The sequence below is a fragment of the Parundibacterium terreum genome (assembly GCF_014636315.1).
Classification (GTDB): Bacteria; Pseudomonadota; Gammaproteobacteria; order Burkholderiales; family Burkholderiaceae_D; genus Undibacterium; species Undibacterium terreum.
The window spans coordinates 784,539-807,849 of record NZ_BMED01000002.1 but is presented as its reverse complement, the minus strand read 5'-3'; the positions used below and the strand labels follow the sequence as shown (position 1 = coordinate 807,849).

General features: G+C 56.1%; 19 protein-coding genes. 8 read left to right on the top strand and 11 right to left on the bottom strand.

The window, feature by feature from the left end:
* Positions 1-38 precede the first annotated feature (38 nt).
* Positions 39-365 (top strand): hypothetical protein, encoded by a 327-nt coding sequence (locus IEW12_RS12630; protein WP_188566381.1) that lies wholly within the window; start codon positions 39-41, stop codon positions 363-365.
* Between the two features lie 140 nt (positions 366-505).
* Here IEW12_RS12630 and IEW12_RS12625 read toward each other — a convergent pair whose 3' ends face one another.
* Positions 506-2,821, bottom strand: coding sequence for an NADP-dependent malic enzyme (locus IEW12_RS12625; RefSeq protein ID WP_188566380.1), 2,316 nt, complete (start codon positions 2,819-2,821; stop codon positions 506-508).
* A 263-nt stretch (positions 2,822-3,084) separates the two neighbouring features.
* On the opposite strand from IEW12_RS12625, the gene IEW12_RS12620 reads away from it, so the two are divergent.
* The 4 genes from IEW12_RS12620 to IEW12_RS12605 all read left to right on the top strand — a co-directional run bounded on the left by IEW12_RS12620 (position 3,085) and on the right by IEW12_RS12605 (position 6,130).
* Positions 3,085-3,573, top strand: a complete 489-nt coding sequence (locus tag IEW12_RS12620) for a rubrerythrin family protein (protein ID WP_188566379.1) — start codon at positions 3,085-3,087, stop codon at positions 3,571-3,573.
* Between the two features lie 165 nt (positions 3,574-3,738).
* Positions 3,739-3,903, top strand: a complete 165-nt coding sequence (locus IEW12_RS12615) for a rubredoxin (RefSeq protein WP_188566378.1) — start codon at positions 3,739-3,741, stop codon at positions 3,901-3,903.
* 466 nt (positions 3,904-4,369) lie between these two features.
* Positions 4,370-5,545 carry an FAD-dependent oxidoreductase gene (locus IEW12_RS12610; protein WP_188566377.1) on the top strand — a complete coding sequence of 392 codons (1,176 nt, stop codon included), beginning with the start codon at positions 4,370-4,372 and terminating at the stop codon, positions 5,543-5,545.
* A gap of 60 nt (positions 5,546-5,605) precedes the next feature.
* The gene (locus IEW12_RS12605) at positions 5,606-6,130 is read left to right on the top strand and encodes a hypothetical protein (RefSeq protein WP_188566376.1); all 525 of its coding nucleotides are present in this window, start codon (positions 5,606-5,608) and stop codon (positions 6,128-6,130) included.
* 22 nt (positions 6,131-6,152) lie between these two features.
* Here the strand turns inward: IEW12_RS12605 and IEW12_RS12600 are convergent, their stop codons facing one another.
* Positions 6,153-7,055: a 5'-nucleotidase gene (locus IEW12_RS12600; protein WP_188566375.1), complete on the bottom strand. Its 903-nt coding sequence runs from the start codon at positions 7,053-7,055 to the stop codon at positions 6,153-6,155.
* Positions 7,056-7,388: 333 nt separating this feature from the next.
* On the opposite strand from IEW12_RS12600, the gene IEW12_RS12595 reads away from it, so the two are divergent.
* Positions 7,389-8,801: an OmpP1/FadL family transporter gene (locus IEW12_RS12595; protein ID WP_188566374.1), complete on the top strand. Its 1,413-nt coding sequence runs from the start codon at positions 7,389-7,391 to the stop codon at positions 8,799-8,801.
* Positions 8,802-9,073: 272 nt separating this feature from the next.
* On the opposite strand, the gene IEW12_RS12590 is transcribed toward IEW12_RS12595, so the two are convergent.
* The gene (locus IEW12_RS12590; protein WP_188566373.1) at positions 9,074-10,036 is read right to left on the bottom strand and encodes a LysR family transcriptional regulator; all 963 of its coding nucleotides are present in this window, start codon (positions 10,034-10,036) and stop codon (positions 9,074-9,076) included.
* Positions 10,037-10,257: 221 nt separating this feature from the next.
* On the opposite strand from IEW12_RS12590, the gene IEW12_RS12585 reads away from it, so the two are divergent.
* Complete coding sequence (locus IEW12_RS12585) at positions 10,258-11,388, top strand: alkene reductase (protein WP_229751071.1); 1,131 nt, start codon at positions 10,258-10,260, stop codon at positions 11,386-11,388.
* An 82-nt stretch (positions 11,389-11,470) separates the two neighbouring features.
* Here IEW12_RS12585 and IEW12_RS12580 read toward each other — a convergent pair whose 3' ends face one another.
* The gene (locus IEW12_RS12580) at positions 11,471-13,357 is read right to left on the bottom strand and encodes a S8 family serine peptidase (protein ID WP_188566372.1); all 1,887 of its coding nucleotides are present in this window, start codon (positions 13,355-13,357) and stop codon (positions 11,471-11,473) included.
* Between the two features lie 51 nt (positions 13,358-13,408).
* Positions 13,409-14,134 (bottom strand): PEP-CTERM sorting domain-containing protein, encoded by a 726-nt coding sequence (locus IEW12_RS12575; RefSeq protein ID WP_188566371.1) that lies wholly within the window; start codon positions 14,132-14,134, stop codon positions 13,409-13,411.
* Positions 14,135-14,382: 248 nt separating this feature from the next.
* Here IEW12_RS12575 and IEW12_RS12570 point away from each other — a divergent pair, with 248 nt between their 5' ends.
* Positions 14,383-14,631, top strand: coding sequence for a hypothetical protein (locus tag IEW12_RS12570; RefSeq protein ID WP_188566370.1), 249 nt, complete (start codon positions 14,383-14,385; stop codon positions 14,629-14,631).
* 14 nt (positions 14,632-14,645) lie between these two features.
* Here the strand turns inward: IEW12_RS12570 and IEW12_RS12565 are convergent, their stop codons facing one another.
* The 6 genes from IEW12_RS12565 to IEW12_RS12540 all read right to left on the bottom strand — a co-directional run bounded on the left by IEW12_RS12565 (position 14,646) and on the right by IEW12_RS12540 (position 22,899).
* Positions 14,646-15,806, bottom strand: a complete 1,161-nt coding sequence (locus IEW12_RS12565) for a hemin-degrading factor (RefSeq protein WP_188566369.1) — start codon at positions 15,804-15,806, stop codon at positions 14,646-14,648.
* Between the two features lie 59 nt (positions 15,807-15,865).
* Positions 15,866-18,523: a TonB-dependent receptor gene (locus IEW12_RS12560; protein WP_229751070.1), complete on the bottom strand. Its 2,658-nt coding sequence runs from the start codon at positions 18,521-18,523 to the stop codon at positions 15,866-15,868.
* 238 nt (positions 18,524-18,761) lie between these two features.
* Positions 18,762-18,986, bottom strand: a complete 225-nt coding sequence (locus IEW12_RS12555) for a hypothetical protein (protein ID WP_188566368.1) — start codon at positions 18,984-18,986, stop codon at positions 18,762-18,764.
* A 544-nt stretch (positions 18,987-19,530) separates the two neighbouring features.
* Complete coding sequence (locus IEW12_RS12550; protein ID WP_188566367.1) at positions 19,531-19,824, bottom strand: hypothetical protein; 294 nt, start codon at positions 19,822-19,824, stop codon at positions 19,531-19,533.
* A 234-nt stretch (positions 19,825-20,058) separates the two neighbouring features.
* The gene (locus tag IEW12_RS12545; RefSeq protein WP_188566366.1) at positions 20,059-20,553 is read right to left on the bottom strand and encodes a Dps family protein; all 495 of its coding nucleotides are present in this window, start codon (positions 20,551-20,553) and stop codon (positions 20,059-20,061) included.
* 183 nt (positions 20,554-20,736) lie between these two features.
* A complete protein-coding gene (locus tag IEW12_RS12540; protein ID WP_229751069.1) occupies positions 20,737-22,899 on the bottom strand; it encodes an eCIS core domain-containing protein in 2,163 nt (720 codons plus the stop codon).
* Positions 22,900-23,311 lie beyond the last annotated feature (412 nt).

Below are 23,311 nucleotides of genomic sequence, written 5' to 3'. Positions count from 1 at the left end.
AAAACTGCCATCGCACCCAGCCTGAGCGGAGCACTTCCATGACTTTACTATTGTTATTGCCGGAGGCATCGTTTCGTTCGGTGTATAGAGATCGCCTCTCGCAATATGCCGGCGAGGAGCCGCTTACCGAAGTCACGATGGGCCGTTTTCCTTTTGCGGAAATGCTGGAAGCATCCAAGATGGTTTGCCTGTTTCTGTTCTTGTCCATCCATTTGACGAGCGCCATTGCCGCTCCGACGCCGGGAGCCGGATCATTTGCAGCGCCTGCCAATGTTGGCAGGCAGGATGATACTGGCCGCCAATTTGGGAAGGGCAGCCGGTCGCTGCTTCAAGCCGCGCCGGGAAGATCAACGCCACAGGTGTAGGATGGATTTCGCCTGCGGAGGATAGGTAGCAGGCAGACGGTGAACACATGCGATGAATAAAAAAGCCGAACTCCTGTAAAGGAGATTCGGCTTTTCTTTTGCTCCCCGTTTGGCCGGGGAGCGGATGTTACTGATGTAGATTAACGCTGTGCTACCGCATCCACCACGCACAATGCTGTCATGTTGACGATACGGCGTACGGTTGCCGACGGCGTCAGGATATGTACAGGCTTGGCGCAACCCAGCAGGATAGGACCGATGGCGATGTTGTGGCCGGCGGTGGTTTTCAGCAGGTTGTAGGAGATATTGGCAGCATCGATGTTCGGCATCACCAGCAGGTTGGCTTCGCCGGTCAAGGTGGTGCATGGCATCATCTTCTTGCGGAAGGCGGCGTCCATTGCTGAATCGCCATGCATTTCGCCGTCCACTTCCAGATCCGGCGCATCGCGCTGTATGATTGCCAGTGCGGCGCGCATTTTTTGTGCGGATTCGCTGTTGCTGGAACCAAAGTTGGAATGCGACAGCAAGGCAGCGCGCGGCAGGATGCCGAAGCGGCGCATTTCTTCCGCAGCAAGGATGGTGATTTCAGCGATCTGTTCGGCAGACGGGTTTTCGTTGACGTGGGTATCGACAATGACAACCTGGCGGTCCGGCAGGATCAGTGCATTCATTGCCGCATAGACGTTGACGCCATTGCGCTTGCCCAATACCTGGTTGATGTAGTTCAGGTGCAGGCCGGTGGTGCCGAAGGTGCCGCAGATCATGCCGTCCGCATCGCCCTTGTGGATCATCATCGCACCGATCAGCGAGTGGCGGCGGCGCATTTCCAGCTTGGCGTATTCCTGCGTATTGCCCTGGCGGCAGGTCATGTCGTAATACGTCTGCCAGTAATCGCGATAGCGGTCATCATGCTCAGGATTGATCACTTCAAAATCGATGCCGGCGCGCAGGCGCAAGCCAAACTTGGCGATGCGTTGGTCCAGAATATTCGGACGGCCCACCAGGATAGGCTTGGCCAGGTTTTCATCCACGACCACCTGTACTGCGCGCAAAACGCGTTCTTCTTCGCCTTCTGCATAGACGATGCGCTTGCGGCCGGCTTCTGCCTTCTTGGCCACCTGGAACAGCGGCTTCATGAAGGTGCCGCTGTGGTACACAAACTGTTGCAGGCGGTCGATATAGGCTTGCATGTCCTGGATAGGACGTGCCGCCACGCCGGACTCTTCAGCGGCCTTTGCCACTGCCGGCGCGATCTTGATCATCAGGCGCGGATCGAAAGGCTTGGGTATCAGGTATTCAGGGCCGAAGGACAGGTTGCTGATGCCGTAGGCGGAAGCCACGATATCGGATTGTTCTGCCTGTGCCAGCTCGGCAATCGCGTGGACAACGGCGATTTCCATTTCACGCGTGATGGTGGTTGCACCGCAATCCAGCGCGCCGCGGAAGATGTAAGGGAAGCACAGTACGTTATTCACCTGGTTCGGATAGTCCGAACGGCCGGTTGCCATGATGGCGTCGTCGCGCACGGCCTTGACGTCTTCCGGCAGGATTTCCGGATTAGGATTGGCCAGTGCCAGGATCAGCGGCTTGGCAGCCATTTTCTTGACCATGTCCTGCTTCAGTACGCCGCCTGCAGACAGGCCGAGGAACACGTCGGCGTCGGCAATCACTTCACCCAGCGAACGGGCCGATGTTTCTTGCGCAAAGCGCTCCTTGTCCGGATCCATCAGCTCTACGCGGCCTTTGTAGACCACGCCGGCCAGATCGGTGACGAAGATGTTTTCGATAGGGAAGCCGATGTCCACGATCAGGTCCAGGCAGGCCAGTGCGGCAGCGCCGGCGCCGGAGACGACCAGTTTGCATTCCTTGATGCTCTTGCCGACCACTTTCAGGCCGTTCAGGATCGCCGCGCCGACGATGATCGCAGTACCGTGCTGGTCATCATGGAAGACGGGGATCTTCATGCGGTCGCGCAGCTTGCGTTCTATATAGAAGCATTCCGGCGCCTTGATATCTTCCAGGTTGATGCCGCCAAAAGTCGGTTCCAGCGAAGCGATGATGTCCACCAGCTTGTCCGGGTCTTGCTCGTTGATCTCGATATCGAACACGTCGATGCCGGCAAATTTCTTGAACAGTACGCCTTTGCCTTCCATCACAGGCTTGGAAGCCAGCGGGCCGATATTGCCCAGGCCTAATACAGCAGTACCGTTGGTGATCACGCCCACCAGATTGCCGCGCGCGGTGTATTTGAAGGCCGCAGCCGGATCAGCGACGATTTCTTCGCAGGGAGCCGCTACGCCAGGGGAGTACGCCAGTGCCAGATCGCGTTGGTTCGTCAATTGTTTGGTCGGCGTGACGCTGATTTTGCCGGGGGTCGGGCACTCATGGTATTCCAGGGCTGCCTGACGTAACTGTTGACGTATTTGTTCTTTTTGATCTGCTGATGACGAATCCATGCTGGGAAACCTTCCTTCTTTGGCTTACTGAAAGCTTACGATTTTAACAGAGGGAATCCTCTAACTTCATACGTATTTGTACGACTGCTATGACTTTTAAACATAAACAAATACCATTTTAGGGAGTAGTTGTTTTGCCATATAGGTAATTACTATCGCTTTGGTAAAAACAATCAATTATCCGGATGATAGTCTTTCCCCTATGATCTGTCTCACGTTGATAGTTAATTCAAATCAAAACACTCACCCTGATAGGAAAAGCCATGAGCACCCAAGCCAACGCAGTGAAATCCGTCACCATAGAAAACCTGGAAGCCGCCTTTGCCGGCGAATCCATGGCCCATATCAAATACCGCTATTTCGCCAAGATCGCCCGCGAAGCCGGCGCCGAAGAAATCGCCAAAGCCTTTGAAGCTACCGCCGACCAGGAAGTGATGCACGCTTTCGGCCACCTGGACCTGCTGTATCCAAAAAACCAGCTGACACCGGAAAAAGCACTGGAAATCGCAATCGAAGGCGAAACCTACGAATACACAGAAATGTACCCCAAGTTCCGCCACCTTGCTGTGCAAGAGGGCAACGACGCCGCAGTGAAAGAATACGACGAGCAGATAGAAGAATCCCGCGTCCACGCAGAGCAGTTCAAACGCACGCTGGAAATAGCCGCCAAACGCTTCGCCGCGCTAGCCAAGGTGGAAGAACGCCACGCAAACCACTACCAGTCAGTACTAGACAAAGCCAAGGCAGCTTAAGAGGCCGTTGAAAAATTACCCTGGCGTTGTTGCGCCGCCTAGCCGTGCTAAAGCACTGTCTTCGCCGGCGACGCCTAGCCAGACTAATTTTGCAACAGCCTCGGAGCAGTCCAGATACGCGTAACTAAACCACTCAATTTGAACAAACTCTAGTAAGGAAACACCATGAAAACCTACCAATGCATAGTATGCGGCTTCATCTACGACGAAGCAGCCGGCCTCCCAGAAGAAGGCCTGGCCCCAGGCACACGCTGGAACGACATCCCGGAAGACTGGGAATGCCCGGACTGCGGCGTAGCCAAGGCGGATTTTGAAATGGTTGAGATTTAAGAGCGAAACGCAGTACGAAACGGTTGGCGGTCTACGCAATGCTGGCTGGTATACTAATTATTAATGCAAGCATTCGTAGACGGCTCCCGGGTTACGCTGCGCTAACCCAGGCTACATGCCCGGTATGCAAGCCCCAAAAAACCAAGGCCTGATTGCCTCTGTTTTTGACTTTGCTTTTGACCTACCTCCGCTAGGGACGTAGCATTTTGTGCTCTGCCGAAAATGGATCAGAAATGGGTGTTGTTTGAGCCGCAGGCGAGTTTCGCCCATTTCCCATTTTTGGCAGTGCGCAAAATGTGATGGCGCAAAGCGTCATCACCCGAAGGGCAAGTCTGCGGTCGCCTTTTGTTTGCTTACTTTATTTTGGCGAAGCAAAATAAAGTAAGTAGCAGCCGGGCTACCCCCGGCCAGCAATCTCAAAATCGCTGTAGCCCAAATTAATCTATGAAATAGAACGGCAAACATCATGACCCCCATCATCATCATAGGCACCGGCCTAGCCGGCTACACAGTAGCCCGAGAATTCCGCAAACTGGACAAAATCCACCCACTACTGATCATCACCGCCGATGACGGCGGCTTCTACTCCAAACCCATGCTGTCCAACGCCTTTGCGCAAAACAAGCAGGCCGCGCAGCTGGTCACGCAGAGCGTGGAAAAAATGGCGGAGCAGACCGGCGCGACGATACTCACCAAGACGACCGTCAACACGATAGACACCGCAGCAAAAACAGTGAGCACCAGCGCCGGCAACTTCAGCTATGAAAAGCTGGTGATCGCCACCGGCGCCAAACCGATACGCCTGAACCTGGAAGGCGATGCCGCCGGCAAGGTCTTGTCGGTGAATGATATTGCCGATTACGCGGTATTCCGCGAGCAGATCGCTATGCTGCCGCATCCGGCACGGGTGACGATACTCGGCGCCGGCCTGATAGGCTGCGAATTTGCCGATGACCTGGCCGGCGCAGGCCATGAAGTCAGCCTGGTGGACCCTAACCCCATGCCGCTGGCAGCACTGGCTCCTGCCGCATTGTCCCTGGGTTTGCATACTGCGCTAACTGAACGCAACATCAAGCTGAAGCTGGGCACTACCGCCGCCAGCGTCGATGCCAATGGCGCAGGACTGACGGTCACGCTGGCCAATGGCGACAGCTTTGCGACCGATGTGGTGTTGTCCGCGGTGGGCCTGCGGCCTGATCTGCGCGTGGCGCAAGCAGCGCAACTGGTGACTGATCGCGGCATCCTGATCGACACCACAGGCAAGACCAGCGCAGCGGATGTGTATGCCTTGGGCGATTGCGCACAATATACGTTTGCCGAAGACGGCAGCAGCCGCATCTTGCCGTATATCGCACCGCTGATGAGCGCCGCTCGCGCGATTGCCAAGACGCTGAACGGCCAGCCTACCGAGATCGACCTGAAGCCCAGCCCTGTCATCGTCAAGACCCCAAGCTACCCGCTGGCCCTGGTCAGCCCTGCGCCGCACCATGCGCCTGCGGGCCGCTGGGAAGTGGAGCAGCGTGGCGCCAGCACCATCGCGCGTTTTTATACGGCGGAGGATGTCATCTCCGGTTTTGCGGTAGCACCGCAGGATGCAGGCTTGCGCCAATCCCTGTTGGCAGAGCTGGCGGAAAAGGGCTAGGCTGGCATAAAGCAAACGCGACCCCAACACTCAGCAAGGCATCAATAACCGACCCGCAAAATGTGGAGTTTATTGATCAGGGTGGCGATAGGCATCATCGGCACCTATGTTTCCATCAGATTGGCGAGCCCCATGGGCCGCGCCAGGGATATGCTCACATTTTTGCTGGCAGGCTTGTTGTGGATCTTCCTTTTTCAGCGCTATATCAAGGACCTTTTCCCCTCCATCAAGCGTGCGGGCGAGGCGTCTGCACTGAATAAGTGGCAGGGGCGCTACTACGCCTATCTCGGCGTACAGATGCGCTTTTTCCTGGTAGATGATGTGGTTTGGCTGGCGGCGGAAGATGCGATGCGCATTATTTTGCCGAAGGTGGGCGAGAGGGAGTTGTTCTTATTGGGGGATGATTACGCTGTGATCCCCGGCCACAAGATCAAGGGCTTTAGCGAAGCCGCCGTCATGCGCCTGATGGAATTGCGCACCCAGCACAGGAGGGCAGATGCAGGCATGATCAAATTCAAATCCTGGCTGGAAAGCTCGGCCTATCCCAACGTCAAGCGCTTACCCAGTTCCGCCATTACGCGCTAGTAGCCGTTCTGTAAGCTCGTCGCTATTGCTTGATAGGTACGCGGCCGGTTTGCACAAAGCTGGCCGCCTTGATGCAGTGCCCATGCTGGTCATCAAAAAACATATGCGGCTTGAATGCGGCCAGCACCGCTGATTTGGCGACGCCGCCCATGAAGAAGGTTTCATCAATCGCGATATTCCATGCGCGCAGCGTGCGGATCACGCGTTCATGCGCGGGCGATGAGCGTGCGGTCACCAGTGCGGTGCGCAATGGGAACGCGCGGCCATCCTCGGACTTGAAATTATTTTGCAGGAAGGACAGCGCCACCAGCAGCCGCGCGAACGGGCCTTCCGGCAAGGGCTTCATGGCGTTTTCCCGCTCATGCTGTTCAAAGGCTTCTATGCCTTGTTCCTGGAAGATGCGTTCCGATTCATCCGAAAAAATCACCGCATCGCCGTCGAAGGCAATGCGTATCTGGCCCAGGTCTTCCATCGCATTGTCCGGCATCTGGTACAGCAGCGCAGAGGCAACGCCGGAGTTGATCGCAGCCTGCACATCGTCTTCATGCAGCGACAAAAACAGACTGACGTTGAAGGCTTCCAGGTACGGCGCCAGCGGTGCGCCGCCGGACAGCGCCGCGCGCGTGATGTCCAGCCCGTAATGGCTGATGGAATTAAAGATGCGTAGTGAAGTCTCGGAAGAATTGCGCGACATGATCACCACTTCCACCAGGCGGTTCTCCGGCGTCAGCTCATTCAGTTTCAGCAGCGCCCGCACCAGCGCAAATCCTGCGCCGGGCTTCAATACATTGTTTTCATTATCAAGCTGATGCTGGCGGTAGCTTTCGAGGCCGGACTGCCTGAAGATCGCTTCCTCCGCCTCCAGATCGAATAGCGCGCGGGAAGAAATACCGATGACGAGCAATTTATCTAGGGAGAATGCCATGTATGCAGTCGGATGAAATGAATGGCAGATTATAAACAGGAAGGACGAACGCTGCAGAGCTTGCTGATCTTTTCTTGTATTTGCTGGCATTTGCTCGCCGGTTTATTTACAGCGCAGATCGCTAATCCACGCAGGTAGTAGGGCTTTTGATAGCGGCACCTCCAAGAAAATTATCAGAGTCTTTATTCTTTTATTTTTCTTGACCGCAATTAATTCCATGAGGTAACGTACGCGCCGATCGGCGATCCGCATAGAGGCAAGCGCGTAGGACGGACCATGTTCCGTGTATGAAGATCGTCAATCGATAACGATTGATTAATAAATGAGACTATCTTGAAACAAAAAATTCTTCCCCTGTTTATCGCTGCTGCACTTGCTGCATTGTCCACTTCCGCCCTCGCATCGGGCTATCGTTTCGGTTCCCAGAGCGTATCTGCACAAGGTACTGCCGACGCCAATGGCGCCGAAGCCAATGATGCATCCACCATTTTCTACAATCCGGCCGGCATGTCCCGCCTGGAAGGTACGCAGTTCATGGTTGGCGCTACTGTTGTCGTGCCGCACTCCACCTACACTGACGCTGGCTCTACACGTTTCACCCGCACACCGGCAGGCGGCACCGCTGCCAGCGACTACGTGCCTGACTCCGTCACAGCACCATCGCTGTACCTGAGCCATCAGTTGAACGACCGCTGGACAGTCGGCGTAGGCATGTTCGTTCCTTACGGCACCAAGATCAACTACGGCAACACCTGGACCGGCCGCTACGCGCTGAGCGACATCAAGCTGGAATCGGTAGCGTTCAATCCGTCCGCCTCCTTCAAGCTCAATGAACACCATTCCTTCGGCTTTGGCATCAGCGCTGAATACATGAAGGCATCTTTGGGTCAGGCTGTAGATATCCCTGGTTCCGTGGCTGCACTGGCCGGCACGCCTACCAGCGCTGCACTGGTCAAGCAGATCATCGCTCTGGGCGGCAACCCTGCGGCACTGGCTGCGGTGCATGACGGCCACGGCTCCAACAGCGGCAAGGATTGGGGCTTTGGCTTCAACCTGGGCTACATGTTCACGCTGGATGAGAGCACACGCTTCGGCCTGTCCTACCGTTCTTCCGTCGTTCACTCGCTGGAAGGCAATACAATCTGGGATTTCTCCAGTGTGACGACCGATCCGGTAGTCAACAAGGTATTGGCAGCCAGCTCGCACCGCGCGAACTCTGCTGCGCTGGTTGACCTGCGCACGCCTGAGACTCTGTCCGGCAACGTATTCCACCGCCTGAACGATCGTTGGGATTTGATGGCCGATGTGACCTGGACACGCAATAGCCGCATGGGCGACGTGCATATCCAGTTCCCAGGCACGACCGAAGGCGATGAAGTGATCCGTCAGCAATGGAAAAACACGACCCGTGTCTCCATCGGCGCGAACTACCATTACAACGACAGCCTGACGCTGCGCGGCGGCTTGTCGCATGACCAGTCTCCAGTGCCAAACGACACACTGCGTCACGCCGGCTTCCCTGACAGCGACCGTACGCAATTCTCGCTGGGCCTGAACTACAAGCTGTCACCGAAATCTTCGATCGACGTGGCCTACAGCTACCTGGACTTCAAGGATGCACCCTTGAACTACACCAATAACTGCTCACCATTGTCCACAGGTTGCACCGGCAACGGCGAAACCACACGCGGCACTTTCAAGACCAATCTGCAATTGGTCGGCATCGCTTACAACTACAAGTTCTAAGCCTGCTTCGCTACGCCGGCTTGCCGGTGTAGTGGTTTGATTGGCGGCTTGATTCGTAGCCTGATATCAGAACAAAAATCCCTGTCTGCATTGACTGCCGGCAGGGATTTTTTTTATGAGGGATTGCAAGCAGCGAATCATGCGCCACCTCTGCACGAAGTAGAGAAAAGAAAGTATCCCCGATCTCAGCAGCAAAAATGGTTTTGCGTTTCTTTAAAGAAGAACGGTGCAATAGATAAAGCCCATTGCACCCTACGATTTTGCGCAGCCGATCAAACTTGCCGCAACATGCCCGCCTGCGATGCGGCGTCAAATTGTGCAACCAGTTGATCAATAAACAGGCGTGTGCGTGCCGGCAAAAACTGCCTGGACGCAAAAATGATACGGATCGGGGTGCTCTCGCTGGTCCAGTCGGTCAGCACCTGAACTAACCTGCCCTGGTTGAGATCTTCTGCCACGTCCCAGATGGAGCGGCGCATCAGGCCCAGGCCGGCCAGGGCCCAGTCATGCGTCTGTTCGCCGTTGTCGGCAATCAGGCGTCCTTCTATGCGCATCGTGACACCCCGCTCGTCCCTGTGGTCCCTATTTTCCTTGCCGCTTTTGCCGTTTTTATCGCCGATGGGGTGGAATAGCCAGTCTGCATGCATGCCGCTGCGGCTCATCAGTAAGCAATCGTGGGATCTCAAATCTTCCAGCGTCAGCGGCGTTCCCCTGCGCTTCAGGTAATCCGGTGATGCGCATATCACGCGGCGGTTGTCGGCCAGCTTGCGCGCGATAAAGCGGGAGTCTTCATCGCCGCCTATGCGCACGGCGCAATCCCAGCCGCCTTCGATCAGGTCGACATAGTTGTCGGATAAGGAAAGCTGGACTTTCACCTCCGGGTAGTTGCGGGCAAATTCTGCCAGCGCCGGGCCTATCCAGCGCCGCCCGAGGGCAATCGGCGCGGCTACCCGCAAGATGCCGTGCGGCGCCTGCCTGCCTTTGCTGATCATGGCTTCCGCATCGGCCACTTCCGCCAGGATGGCAAGGCAGCGGTCATGGTAAAGCTGTCCTTCTTCGGTCAGCGTAAAGCGCCGGGAATTGCGCTGCACCAGCCGCACGCCCAGGTCTGCCTCCAGCCTGGCCAGGCGCTTGCTCCCCACCGCAGGTGAAAAGCCCAGCTCCCGCCCGGCGGCAGACAAGCTGCCGGCGCTGACGGACTGCACAAAGAAACGCATATCGGCGAGTTCGGGCATGGAGTACTCCGCATTGATTGCCAAATTGATCTGTTCAAAATGGGAATAGATGCTTCAGTTTTTAAGGCTATTTTGTTTGAAACTGTCACACATCATAATACATGCCATGTAAAGCGTGAAGACAGCACTTGTATCCATGTGCCTGGCTTCTTTTGAATGTTGCCCCATGCGTGGCCAGCTCTTAGCCGGATACGCCTACCTGGACTACTTGGAGAATTGACATGAATGCAAGAATGAATGCTGCCGAAGTAAACCGCCTGTTCACCCCAGTGCAAATCGCCGGCCGTACGGCCGCTCACCGCGTAGTCATGGCGCCGATGACGCGTGCCCGTAGCACCCAGCCCAGCGATGCGCCGAATGAGATCAATGCCTTGCATTACGCGCAGCGTGCCGATGCGGCCCTCATCGTAACCGAAGCTTCCCAGATAACACCGCAAGGCAAGGGCTATTCATTCACTCCAGGTATTTATAGCGATGAACAGATTGCCGGCTGGCGCGGTATCTCCAGCGCCGTGCATGCCAAAGGCGGCCGCATTTTCCTGCAACTGTGGCACGTAGGCCGCATGTCGCATCCGGATTTCCATAATGGCGAATTGCCGGTAGCGCCATCTGCGGTACCGTTTGAGGCCCAGATCTGGAAGGTCAATCCAACAACAGGCCAGGGCGAAATGGTGAACTGCCCAACACCACGCGCCTTGAGCACCGAAGAAATCCGCGGCATCATCGGTGATTTCCGCGTGGCGGCGCGCAATGCGATTTCCGCCGGCTTTGACGGCGTGGAAATCCACGGCGCAAATGGCTACCTGATCGATCAATTCCTGCGCACTACGTCGAATGTACGCGAAGATGAATACGGCGGTTCGCGTGAGAACCGGTTGCGCTTCCTGAAAGAGCTGATCGATGCGGTTGTTGATGAAGTCGGCGCAGATCGTACGGCGATCCGCCTTGCCCCATTCCTGACCGCGCGCGGCATGGCATGTCCGGACATTTTGCCGACCATACTGGAAGCCGCCGCCTACCTGGAGAAAAAGGGCATCGCCTACCTGCATCTGGTCGAGGCAGACTGGGATGACGCTCCGCAATTCACCGAGTCCTTCCGTCAAGACTTGCGCGCCCATTTCAGCGGCCTGATCATTGTTGCCGGCAACTACGATCTGGAGCGCGCCAACTGGGTCATAGCGAATGGCTATGCGGACCTGGTGGCCTTTGGCCGCAAGTTCGTCGCCAACCCCGATCTGCCTACACGCCTGCGTGATGGGCTGCCGCTGGCCGATTTCGATGGCGCTTCCTTGTTTGGCGGCGATGCGAAAGGTTACTCGGATTACCAGCCATGGTCTGCCCAGCAGGCTTAGGTCCATCCCTTCATAAAAAAGCCGGCATCGCAAGATGCCGGCTTTTATCATTGAAGCAGGAAGATCAGGCAGTCGCTATCGCTCAAGGCAATTTGTTCAGCGTGCTGACTGCATCAATCAGGCCGAAGCCATCAAATGGACTCCAGCTCTTGTTTGCAGTTGAACCATAGGGAGCAACACGCGCCGGTGCTCCGGTCTGCAGCAAGCTCTTGACCTGTTTGGGCGTCAGCGAGTTGGGGCCGCCCGCCTTTTGCAGCATCAGGGCGGCAACGCCAGCCGCATGCGGTGCCGCGGCGCTGGTGCCAAAGAAGTTGTAGCGGCCGTTGCCTTCGAAATCATCGCCGGGATAGAAGAAAGTGGTGTCGCCGCCGTCCGGTGCCGCCATGTCCGGTTTCTTGCGCAGCTCGGCGGTCGCCAGGCGATTGCCTGCGGCGTCGAAAGCGATGGTCACCGGTCCTGGGCTGCTGAACGGTTCATAGATAGGAATATAGGGAATCTGGGCTGCCGGATAAGTATAACGATATGCTGCAACACTATTGGCGTTGGCGGAAGCACTGTGGCCGAAGGTTGTCGGGCTGCTTGGGTTCTGGAAAGGTGTTCCGCCAAATCCGTCAAGGTTCAGCAGGCGCACGCGGGTAGCGAGGTTGGTGCCGGCATTGGTGCGGGCTATCATGATGCGGTAGGTGCCGTTGGCGCCGCCGGACAGGCCAATGATCTCGGTGGCATCGTCCGCTGACAGGTTATTGCTGGCGAAAGTGAACACGCAGTTCCCGGCGGAATTGAACATATACCAGTTCAAGTCCGTGGTCACGGCGCCCGCATAAAAGGGATCGTCCCACTGCATCAGGAGGGTAGAGCCGGATCCAGTTCCAGTGTAGTTCACAGGCAAGGCATACACGCCGCCACCGAAATCCAGCCAGCCGCCGGCAACGTTGGCCTTGGTCGATCCGGTGCCGGGTGAGCTGGTGCAGGTTGCGGCTGAGGCCAGGTTGATGTTGCCCAGATTGGTGGGCGAGGTAGAAAAGCTCGCGTTGCTTACGTCGATAGAGCCGCCGCCGCCGGCTGCCCCCTGGTTACCGGCAGAGGAAAAATACGAGACTTTTTTACCCGGCAAGGTGGTGCTGGTCGTCACGTCATTGACAGCCTGGGCCACCTGGCCATCCGAGAAGAAGGGCTCGTCGTAATAAAACACGTCGTCCACAATGATGTCGGCATTGCAGGCGGGATTGGTGCGCAGCGCACGTATATTGGCTGCAAAAGCCGCTTCGCCTGCAAAGGCGGTAGCGAAGCATTGGTCCGCACCCGGTGCAACGTCCTGCACGATCTGCATCATGGCCCGGCCCTCATCCGTATTATCAGGGGCAAGGCCCAGATCGATGACAAGCTTTGGGGTTTTCAGGTCTCCACTGACGATGTCATTGGCTGCGCGGATGGTGGTGAAACTCGTCGAAGACGCATCATAGGAATCAGACAGCACGCCGACGGTGATGCCGCTGCCGGTGTAGCCGCTGGCATTGGCCACGTCCGAACGGATGACCGTGGTGCCCTGCGACGTGACGGCGCCCACGCTACGCTGCGGCTTGAGCGACATTTTCATCAGGCGCAGGCCGGAAGTCGCCGCGAGGGATTCGATCTGGATAGGAGGAACATAGGCCGACACAGCGCCGTTGCGGAAGTAGGGATTAACGCCGGTGACGTTGGCGCCGGCGGCTTTCAGGCTGGCGACGACGGCATCGAGGGAGCTGGAGCCATCGAGGTAGATGTCCACCAGCACGCGGCCCGAGTCGTCTCTCATGCTGTAATCGGTGACATGCGGCCCTGTGACCGCCAGGCGTGACACGCCACGGGACTTGAGGGACTCAACGAGATCGGACAGACGTCCATCCAGCTTTGCTTGCTGTGCTTGTGCCAGCCCTGTGACGCCGGATAGCAGGGCCATCAACAGCGGGGCGATATATCTTGTTTTCATGATTGATCCATATAGAAAATGGTTTGCAATGAATAGGGAGGGGCCGGGCAATCAGCGTGCAATGCCTGCAGCCTTGGTGCCGGCTGCACGCAGTTTGCGGCGCGAGACCAGTCCGGCAGCACCCAGGCCCAGCAGCAGCAGGGAGCCGGGTTCGGGCAGGTCCGTTTGCACAGGCGGGCCGGCGAATGCATTTGCCAGCACGATTTCGTAGGCATCTCCTTCATTGCTGATGCTTTGCCAGCCGGACAGCGACTGCGCTCCGCCAGGCCCGCCAGGGCCGGCTTGGTCCTGGTTGAGCAGGCTGCCGAAGATTGAGCCGCCTGCGCTGACAGGCGTGTAGCCAGCACCAGCAATGGCCAGGTAATAGAAGCCGCTAGCGGTCACCGAAAAATTGTTGATGGTGGAGGTTGGGCCGGCGTCAGGATCATCGTCATTAGCGACCAGGCCCATGCCTGCGCTGTCGAACAGGAACAGGGATGTGTCGAAATTATTGAAATTGAAGTTGGAGGCTGTGGTTGTCGCGCTAAAGGTGCTGCCGGCATACAGATAGATGCGGAACATGTCGGCATAATCGTTGCTCGGCGAGGCCAGCAGGGAACCCTGGATACTTGTGATGAATCCGCTTCCCGAAGTCAATTGAGATGCCGCGAGCGTTTGCCCTGCATCTCCGCTTTCCGTGATGAGGCCGGCGTGGGCGGTAGTCGCCGCCAACGCCAGCATGGCGGTGCTCGTGAGAGCGAGCAGGGATCGTTTTAGTCTGAGCTTTGTAGTTTTCATGGGTTGACCTTAGTGGGATGAAGAATCGAACACTCGACGTACGCCCAACGACATTGCCCCATGGATTTTATTTTGACCTGCCTGAGGGGGCCTGACGCAAATCAGGATGCGACCATGCAATATGCATTCCAAGCATGTATTTTCGTCATTAAAAATTGCAAGCCATTGATCTGCATCAGAATTATTTTTTAGATCGAAGGTGCTCGGTGGCAACCCTATGCCGCATGTAAATTCCGCCGACATTTTTCGTGCATTCTGAGGTCGGTGCGCAGGATAAGAAGAAGTTGAAGCCTGGCAAATTTATCAGGCAAGGCTGGAGTTTTTCAATCGTGAATTTGACTGGAAATCTGATTGAAAACTTTGATTTTTTTCAGATGAGCAAGGAGGCTATTCGTCTGTTGTTGATGCCGGGCAAGTGCCGGACGAAGCTGAAGATGGCAGGATGCTGCTGGAAAGAAATCCTGCACGCTCTCTCCTCAGATGAAGAGAGAGCGTAAAAGAAAAGACTACGTCAAGAAGTGGCGCGTGGCAGGCTGGCTGTCATGTCCACCCAGCTTTGCGGTTGCGGCTTGGCGCGTTCGCGTACGCCGAAGAAGCTGACTACCAGTTCGCCGTCCTTGTCAAAGAACTCTACCGAGGTCACGCCTGCGCGCTTCACGATCCAGCCGCTGTTGAAGGCGGTTTCACGCAAATGCAGATTGAACTTCGGGTCCAGTACGTTGTACCAGTCGCCGGCTGCTGCAGTCTTGGTGATCTTGCCGCTGAAGATCTGGATCACCGACTCATTGCCGAGGAAGGCCATGATGGATAATTGCTGTTTCGCGGATTCATCCAGCAGCTTGCGCACTGCAGCCGGTGTGACGCGCTCTGCCATGCCCGCAGGTGCCAGGCGCAGCGCCTGTTCGCGCGATACGCCGAACTCCGTCAGCAGGCGGGCAAACTGGTGCACATCGGTCAGTTCATTCCAGGCCATCTGGAACTCTTTCACATCAACCTTGCTGTCCGGTTTTTCTGCTGCTTTTGGGGCAATGGGTTCTATTTTCAGCTCTGCAGTTTGCTGCGGCGCGCGGAAGTCTGCCACCAGCTTGTCGAACACGGCCACGCCGGCTTCGCTCTTCACATAGATCTTGTGCGCTGCCATGCCGTGGCTGTCAAAGAATTGCAGGCTGCGGCTGGTGGTGCCGTCGCGGCCCGGTTGTACTACGGCAAATGCATACTTCCAGTTCTTGAATGTGAAGCGCAGGTCGATCTCGCCGCCGAGGTAGCCGCCGGCGATGTTCTTCATGCGCTGCTTGCGTTCCGCTTCTTTCTCCGGATCGCCTGGTGTGGCTGTTTCATCCTGCGGTTTCAGTTTGGTGGCAACGCCGGTGCGTTCTATGACACCGTTTTCATTGCGGGTCAGTGCCAGCACTTCGCCCAGGTCCAGCGCGCGGCGCATGATTTCGCGGGCGGAGTCTTCCTGGTTTTGCAGAACGGTCACGGTTTTGCCGACATTGGTTGCCAGTAATTCTGCTTCCGTTGAGCCCAGTACGCGGGCGGCATCGCGGATTTGCAGCTTGGGCTGCTCTGCGCGCAGGCTGGCCCAGCGGTCTGCCAGCGCAGGGGCGGCGGCATGGCTGCTGACGATGGCGAGTGCACCCAGGATGGCGAGGATGATCTTAGGTTGTTTCATGTTGGCTCCGTATTGTTGATGAGTCGGTGTGGACTGGCGAATGAAATGAATAACAGGGGTTAATAGTTGAAGCTGAGGCTGACATAGGCATTGCGTCCCGGCAGGGCCTGGCGTTCTATGTCGGCGCGGGCTGCTGCGGTGGTGCCGGCAGTCAGGCCGCGCGATGACGCGTAGTCCCAGTATTTTTTATCGGTCAGGTTGAAGATGCCGACATTCAGTTTGGCGTTCTTGCTGATGGTCCCGAGGGTCCAATAAGCGGTGAAGTCCAGGATGTTGTAGCCGGGTACTGCAAAGCGTGGCGTGGTAACGCCGGAAATCACATCGTTCGGCGCCTGCTTGCTGTCTGCGTGAGTGGCGATCAATGCCAGGCCAAAGCGCTGCGCTACATCGTCATAGGCAAAGCTGAGGCTGCCCTTGGCCGGCGTGATGGAAGCCAGGCCGCTGCTTTGGCCGGTCAGCGAATTTTCTGCGCTGCCGTGCGATACGCCGACTGCCGCGCCTATGCTGTAGCCTGCCAGCGGTGCGGACCAGGTACCCAGTTCAAACTGGCTGCTGAGTTCGCCGCCCCAGGTACGGACCTTGCCGATATTTTCCGGACGGAACAGGCCCTGCGTGATGGTCGGGTAATTGACCGGATCGGCAGGCTGCGCCACGTACTCGATAAAGTTTTTGTAGCGGGTATAGAACACGGCGGAGCGCAGATGCACGCCCTTGGCCGGCGTGCCTTTCAGGCCCAGCTCAAACGCATCGCTGGTTTCTTTTTGCAGATTGGGATTGCCCAATACCGCATAGCCGTTGCCGGCGCCGGTGTAGCTGAACGAATCATAGGTACCGGTCTGCTCGGCCGCCGTCGGCAGGCGCACGCCGCGGCTGTACTGCGCATAGGCATCGAAGCCCGGTGTCAGTTCCACGGCCAGGCTCAGGCTGGGAGTGACATAGGTGTCGGATTGATCCTTGATCTCCTTGGATGCACTCGGCACAGCGATCAGGTAGGCCGCCAGGTTCTTGGGATCCTGCTTGCGGTTTTCTGCGCGCAGGCCGGCGCTGAAGGTGGATTTATGGCCGGCCAGGTCAAAGTCCACGTCGTCGCGCACATGCAGGGCCAGCTTGGTGGTATCGGTATCGGCCATGCGGTTTTTCATCGTGTACTGGTGCGCACCGGTGGCGATGACTATGTGGTCTTCAAACCAGGGCCGGCGGGTTTCTGTTTCTTCCACGCTGAAGCCGTAGACCAGCTTGTTGGCCTGGTCCAGTTGCTTGACTGCGTCGGAAGCAATGCCGTAGCTCTTGTTGTAGTAGCCGGTCGTGATATGGCGCTGGTAGTTTTGCTGGAACACGTAGCGCGCATCGGTGACGTCGGTGACTTTGGCGTCCTGGCCGTAGATGCGTGTATCCAGCGTATCAAACAGCGCGAAGCCGGTCGGCGTGTAGTGATGGTCCAGGCTGACACGGGTGCGCTTGGTGTTGGAGTCCTGGCGTGCGCCTTCCGGGTAGGTGGTCGTATTCTGCTTATTATTGAAGATGCGCTTGTTCTCGCGCTGATAGGCGTCGATGGTCAGGCCCAGCTTCTGTTCCGGTGTCAGGGTCCAGTTCAGCTTGCCCAGGAAGGCGTCGGAATTCCAGTCATCCGGGTTCACTGCCACGTCGCCCTTGCTTTCTGTTTCCTTGCCCTTGCGATGGACGAATACGCCCAGTGCCTGCAAGTTGCCGCTTTGTACCGCGCCGGTCAGCGTCTGTGCAGTGCTGGAATTGACGGAGTTATAGCCCACCTTATAGCCGAGATAGCTGTCGCGGCCATCGCCGACATAGTCGTCCGGTGATTTGGTAACGAAGGCAACGCCGCCGCCCAGGCCGGGCGTGCCCGCTCCGGTGGCCGTGGTGCCTGAGCCTATGCGCACTTCGCGGAAGGTTTCCGGATCATAGTAGTCGCGGCCTATGCCGAACGCATTCAGGCTGCTGCCGTCTGGCTTTGGTGCGGCGTCCGGCAGGGAAATGCCATCCACATCCATGCTGACGCGGTTACCCTCGATGCCGCGGATGTTGTAGCCGGTGTTGCCCGCGCCATCCCATACGCTGCCGCTGCCGCTGGCTGCCATCGGTGCGCTGACCAGCGGCTCATAGCGAACGATGCCGCCGGCGTCGCTGGCGCCGCGTTTGGCCAGGTCATCGCTGCTGATGATGGTGGTCGTGCCGGCGCGCGGCGGTTTGTATTGATGTTCCTTGTCTGCCTTGACGCTGATTTCTGGCAGGCCGTTTTCCTTATTGACGCCATAGCTGAGCTGCGTAGTTTGGCTGGCCGTGGCTATGCGATAGCTGCCGTCGGCATGGCGCTGCGCCTGCAGGCCGCTGCCGGCCAACAGGGCCGAGAGTGCGCCTTCCATCGTGTAGCTGCCTTCCAGGCGGGCTGAACTGCGATCCTTGATCAAGTCCTTATCCACAGCGATACGCTGGCCTGATTGCTGCTCCAGCGCCTGCAGCGCAGTCGCCAGGCTGGAGACTGGGATGCTGTACGATTTGCTGGCTGTTGCACTCACAGCCTGTGCCTGGGCGGGCAGGCTGAGTACCGGCGCGCTGAGCAGGCTCAGCAAGGCGGCGCGCACGGCGAGGCTCAGCAAACGGCGTTGGCCGGGCAGGGCACTTACAGAGGTGGAAGAGGTGGAGACGGAATGAGATAAGCGCGTGCCAACAGGCTGCGCTCGCAAGCGAGTGCCAGACATAGTGAGATCCAGGTAAGAGAAAAATAAAAGGCTGGCTCTCACCCGGCCGTCACTACAGACGGCTTCAGGATAACGCTGGGAACGCTATTGGGAAAATTGCTGGCAATGCACGGAGATTAACACGAATGATTCTCATTTGTAAAATATGTGAACAAATATGACACTCAATTCGTCTACGTTTTTACACATTGCTCCACATTGCTAAGGGGCAGATGCGTTGCCGATGCTGTCTTCGCCCTTATTCTTCTTTTTGCCGTTTGTTGCGCGCTTCCCGGTAGGGGCGATCGCTGAATTTTCGGTCAAACTCAACTACCTTGGCGACCACGCCGGGGATGGAAGTATCGTGTTCACGGATGTTTTTGACGCGCGCATGGCCGGATTGGCCCGATGCGGCATTCGCCTGGCTGGCAATATCTTTCACGCCGGGCCAGTGGGACTTTGGGAATGAGGATGCTTTTTGCATAGCTGCTCCAGCAGTAATGTGGAACAACCGAGCCTATCAGCAGGCTGTGCGCAGTTCGGTTAAAGAGCGCACATAGCCATGATAAAAGCAGTTTGAAGCTGAGCGTTAGCTGAGGATGGACATTGAACCCGGCAGGAGCGAAGCCCGCGAGCCCGGTGCGGAATCAGTCTTCCAGTTCGTTGGAGCCGATTCTTTTCTGCGCAGAAGCTGGGTTTTTCAGCATGCCGCGGGAAATGAAAAAAGTAGCAATGGCAGCGATGGCGAGGGCGAATTTCAGGCTCATGATATGGACAAATATGGGCAATACTGGGGCAATAAAGCGGCAATTCAGGCTAGGTGTACCAAGCTTGGCGCCGGCTGTTTTCAGGCAAATGGGTCGATGCCGGAACGGAGTATATAGAGAATTGCTCTTGCTGAATGTCAACTATGGTTTCGCGTTTGTGTCGCTGGCGCGGGAGGGGCGGTGCGGAAGGTTTGTGCGGGCCATCCTGGCGGATGGCCCGATAAAATACGATGAATACTATGCCGGGTCAGGCTTCTAACCTCAGGCTTCAGTCTTGGTCAGCCACAAGCCTTGCAGATGCTGCAAGACTTCCGGCGCCATGTTGAAGGACCAGAATTCATTGGTGCTGGAACTGACCACGACCAGCTTGTCATCCGGCCGCATCAGGCTCCACAGGAAGGAAGACACGGTGTCCAGCGGCTTGTCTGTTTTCACGTAATACATGAATTGCCCTACCTTGGCCCAGGCGCCCAATTCCTTGATGCCATTGGCCAGTTGCTCGTAATAGATGCCCGGTTCGATAGGATCGAAGTAAATAAATATATTTTTTGCCACGAAAATGTCCTTTGATAGCTTCCTTTTGAGGATAGAGATTGTACATGGCTGGCGCGCAGTGTTGGGATTTGACTGTGCGGCTTGCGTGCCTGGCGGCGTGGATGCTGGCGGGGGTGTAGGTAGGGTGTCGAATGTCGCGCACAGCGGCGGCGCGCAGTACCTTATTCAAGGCTGCTGCGGGGCCGCTGCCTGGTCTTGATGCTCTTGGGTTCTCTTGATTTACTGCTCTGTTCTTTACTCTTCCAGCAAGCTGCCCAGCATCCACGCATTTTTTTCGTGTATCTGCATCCTTTGGGTCAGCAAGTCACAGGTAGGCTGGTCATTGGCTTTTTCCGCGACCTTGAACAAGGCGCGGGCGGTGCGTACCACAGTGGCCTGGCCTTCCGTCAGCTCGCGTATCATTTCGGTCGCATTCGGCAAGGCCTTGGAACCCTTGATCGAGGTCAGGCTGGCAAAGGCTTCATAGGTGCCCGGCGCCGGTGCGCCCAGCGCGCGTATGCGTTCTGCGATCAGGTCCACCGCCGCCCATTGTTCCGTGTACAGTTCCATGAACATCAGGTGCAGCGTGCGGAACATCGGGCCGGTTACGTTCCAGTGGAAATTATGAGTCTTCAGGTACAGCGTATAAGAATCGGCCAGCAAGTGCGACAAGCCTTCAACAATCGCCCCCCGTTCCGCATCCGAAATGCCGATATCGATCGCAGATGTTTTCCTGGTTTTCTTTACCATGTGTTACTCCTCATAAAGTGACATGAAAAAAGCCGTACCAGCCTTAGTGTAAATGGAAATTGGAATTGATGGCGGCAGGATGGTAATGTGTCGGCGCTGCTCAGCGCGGTTTCATCTTAACGGACGCAAGCCATTCGAAGAACCTGCACATCACGCGCAAGCGCTATCGGCCCAACGGGATGATCAGGCCCCAACTTTCTGTAACAGAGCAAAAATCGGTTGCAGGATAAGAGGTTGAAGATCTCCCAGCTCTATCATTACACCCCCCGTAATGTGACGAAGCTCAAATACCGCTCTTGAGGCAAGCGGGTCATGCGTATCCATGCCTAGCTGCCCCATCGATTTATTGGTGCCGACTGCGACGGTTTGATCGTCCGAAACCAGGTCTACATTCCGCGTGACATTCTGAAAAGTATGTTGAGGAATCGGCATCACTCCCCCCGGGTTAATGATGGAATCGTACCAATCTCCCATGGAAAATGCATGACCATGTATGAACGGACCGGTCTTGGCTTTCAAAGGAATATTCAACCCTAAAAAGTCTTGCCTCGCATTTTGAAAAGCCAATTGCGCTGCTGGAGTCATGGCATTGTACATGCTGTGAAAGTCAGTTCTCGCCATCACGGGCAGCCTGGCCTTGATGTAGCCTGCCCCGGTATAACCCGAAAGCGCCTCCCAATAATGGGTAATCAACTGCCAGAATCCTCTCAACTGATTTTGGTCCAGAACGGGTAAATTAGGTGCCCAAGTCAGGACAAGCCTTTCGGCTTTCGGTATTGCCTGCGCCACTCGATTGGTCCATTTATCACTCAATAATTTCCCTACCCTTTTTGCCTCGCCGGTTCTGCCATTTTGCACCAGTCTCCTTCTCATGCCATGAAGGACATTTTTTGTCCTGATCTGCTTCAGGAATTTGTCAAGCGATTCCAACTTTGTTCCGATGGACACTTGGGGATTACCGAAAAACGAATTTGGACCTACGGGTACGGTATTCAATACATCATGTGAGGTATAGACGTTGCGCCCAGCCAGACCAACAGCACCGGGAGCCCATTGTCCTGGATTACGCATGCGTATGTCCGTATTTAGTCCAACTCTGGAGTTTGCGATGAATTGGCCGATACTTGCTATGATAGGGGGAAACGCTGCCAGATTATCAAATGGCTCAGAAACGAACTCCATGCGTCCGGAATCACATACCAGCTTCCAGCCGGCCCCATAAAATATCTCTGCCTCGTCGGCCACCAGCCCCACATTGTCGTTGTTGTATGTTCTATAAATATGGGCGTTGGTTTCAAATTCGAACCCGACTCTGCGTTGTATAACTGGCGATGGGAAAATGCGAGATGCACGCATTCCGTCGCTATCCTTCCGGACGCCTTGTATAGGTGATCCGCCCACGGAGAGGGCTTTCTCGCCCATCACATCAGCTTCCACCTCCAGGCTCACGTCATCATTCACCGGCGTATTGCCCTTCATCTGCGTTGTCGGCCTAACCCGCCCTTGCGCCTGCTGTATGACATGCCATGCCTCATGCGGCAAATGCTGTTCCTGGCCCGGAGCCATATGGATCTCACTGCCTTGCGCGTAGGCATGCGCATGTAGTTGCGCAGGTTTGGCTGAGTTATAGTGAACCCTTACATGGTCCATGTTCATGCCGGACAGGGACTCGATGCCGGATTTGAGTTGATTGGGCAAGCCTGTATTGTTCGGCGCCTCTTTTAATTGCGCGCTTGCCGACGCAGAAAATTTTCCCTGTAAAAGCTCTTCATCTTCTACTCTTTGCACGATGCCAAACTTTCCCTGCAGGGGCTCTTCTTCCTCTTCCGCCCTTTGCACTGTATTGAATTTTGCTTGCAGCGGTTCTTCTTCCTCTGCTTCTTCCTCTGCTTCTTCCTCGATCCGCTGTACGGTTTCAAATTTCCCCTGAAGCAGTTCTTCGTCTTCCACTCTTTGCACTGCTTCACTCCTGGCTTGCAGTACTTCCTCATCCTCCACGCGTTGCAGCGTTTGTCCTGTTTCCTGCGCGTCGACACGCGCACTTGTGAATGATTTTCTTTGTACCGCCGATGATGCGGCGCGAGAAGGACCGGCGCTTGCGCTATCGGCCAGGGATTGCATGCGAGAAGATTGCGTGCTGCTGCTCATCAGGGCCGCGATAGCTCTGAGCTGGCTGCTCCGTTCGCTTGTTGCGGCGTTTTCCTGATGCTTCCTTTGCGCCAGTGCTTGCGGGCGGATGTCGATGAAGCCCGGATGCGCCGCTCTGGATGCTTGCAAGGAGGCGGATGCGGCGGCGGACTGTTCGGCTTGTTTTGATACGAATCCAGCAGCCAGATTTGATCTCATGGTAGCGCACTCCTTGGTATAAAAACGAGGGTTTAATCTTTGAATTTTATTCCATGACCTATCAATGCCATGCCTTTTTTAAGCCCGCCATCGACGCAATGATACTGCCAATTATGTACAACTATTTATCCGCCAGATCGAGCCAGAAAGGTGCTGCTTTTTCCTGTGGAAGTTCGAACATAAGGCCCTGTCCTCATGCCTGTGCCGACCCGGTGCCATGACCGCTATTTTCCGGGATGTCCGCTGCAGAATTTATTTATTTTGCATAAAAAACAACATCGAGGGTGGTCTTTTTTGAGCAAGATTTAGCTATGAAAACGCCAATTTAATTTTCTTTTAGAAACTTTCTGTTACGTAAAATTTGACATTTATTAAAGATTTATTTGTTAGTCCAATAACAGCATGCTAATCT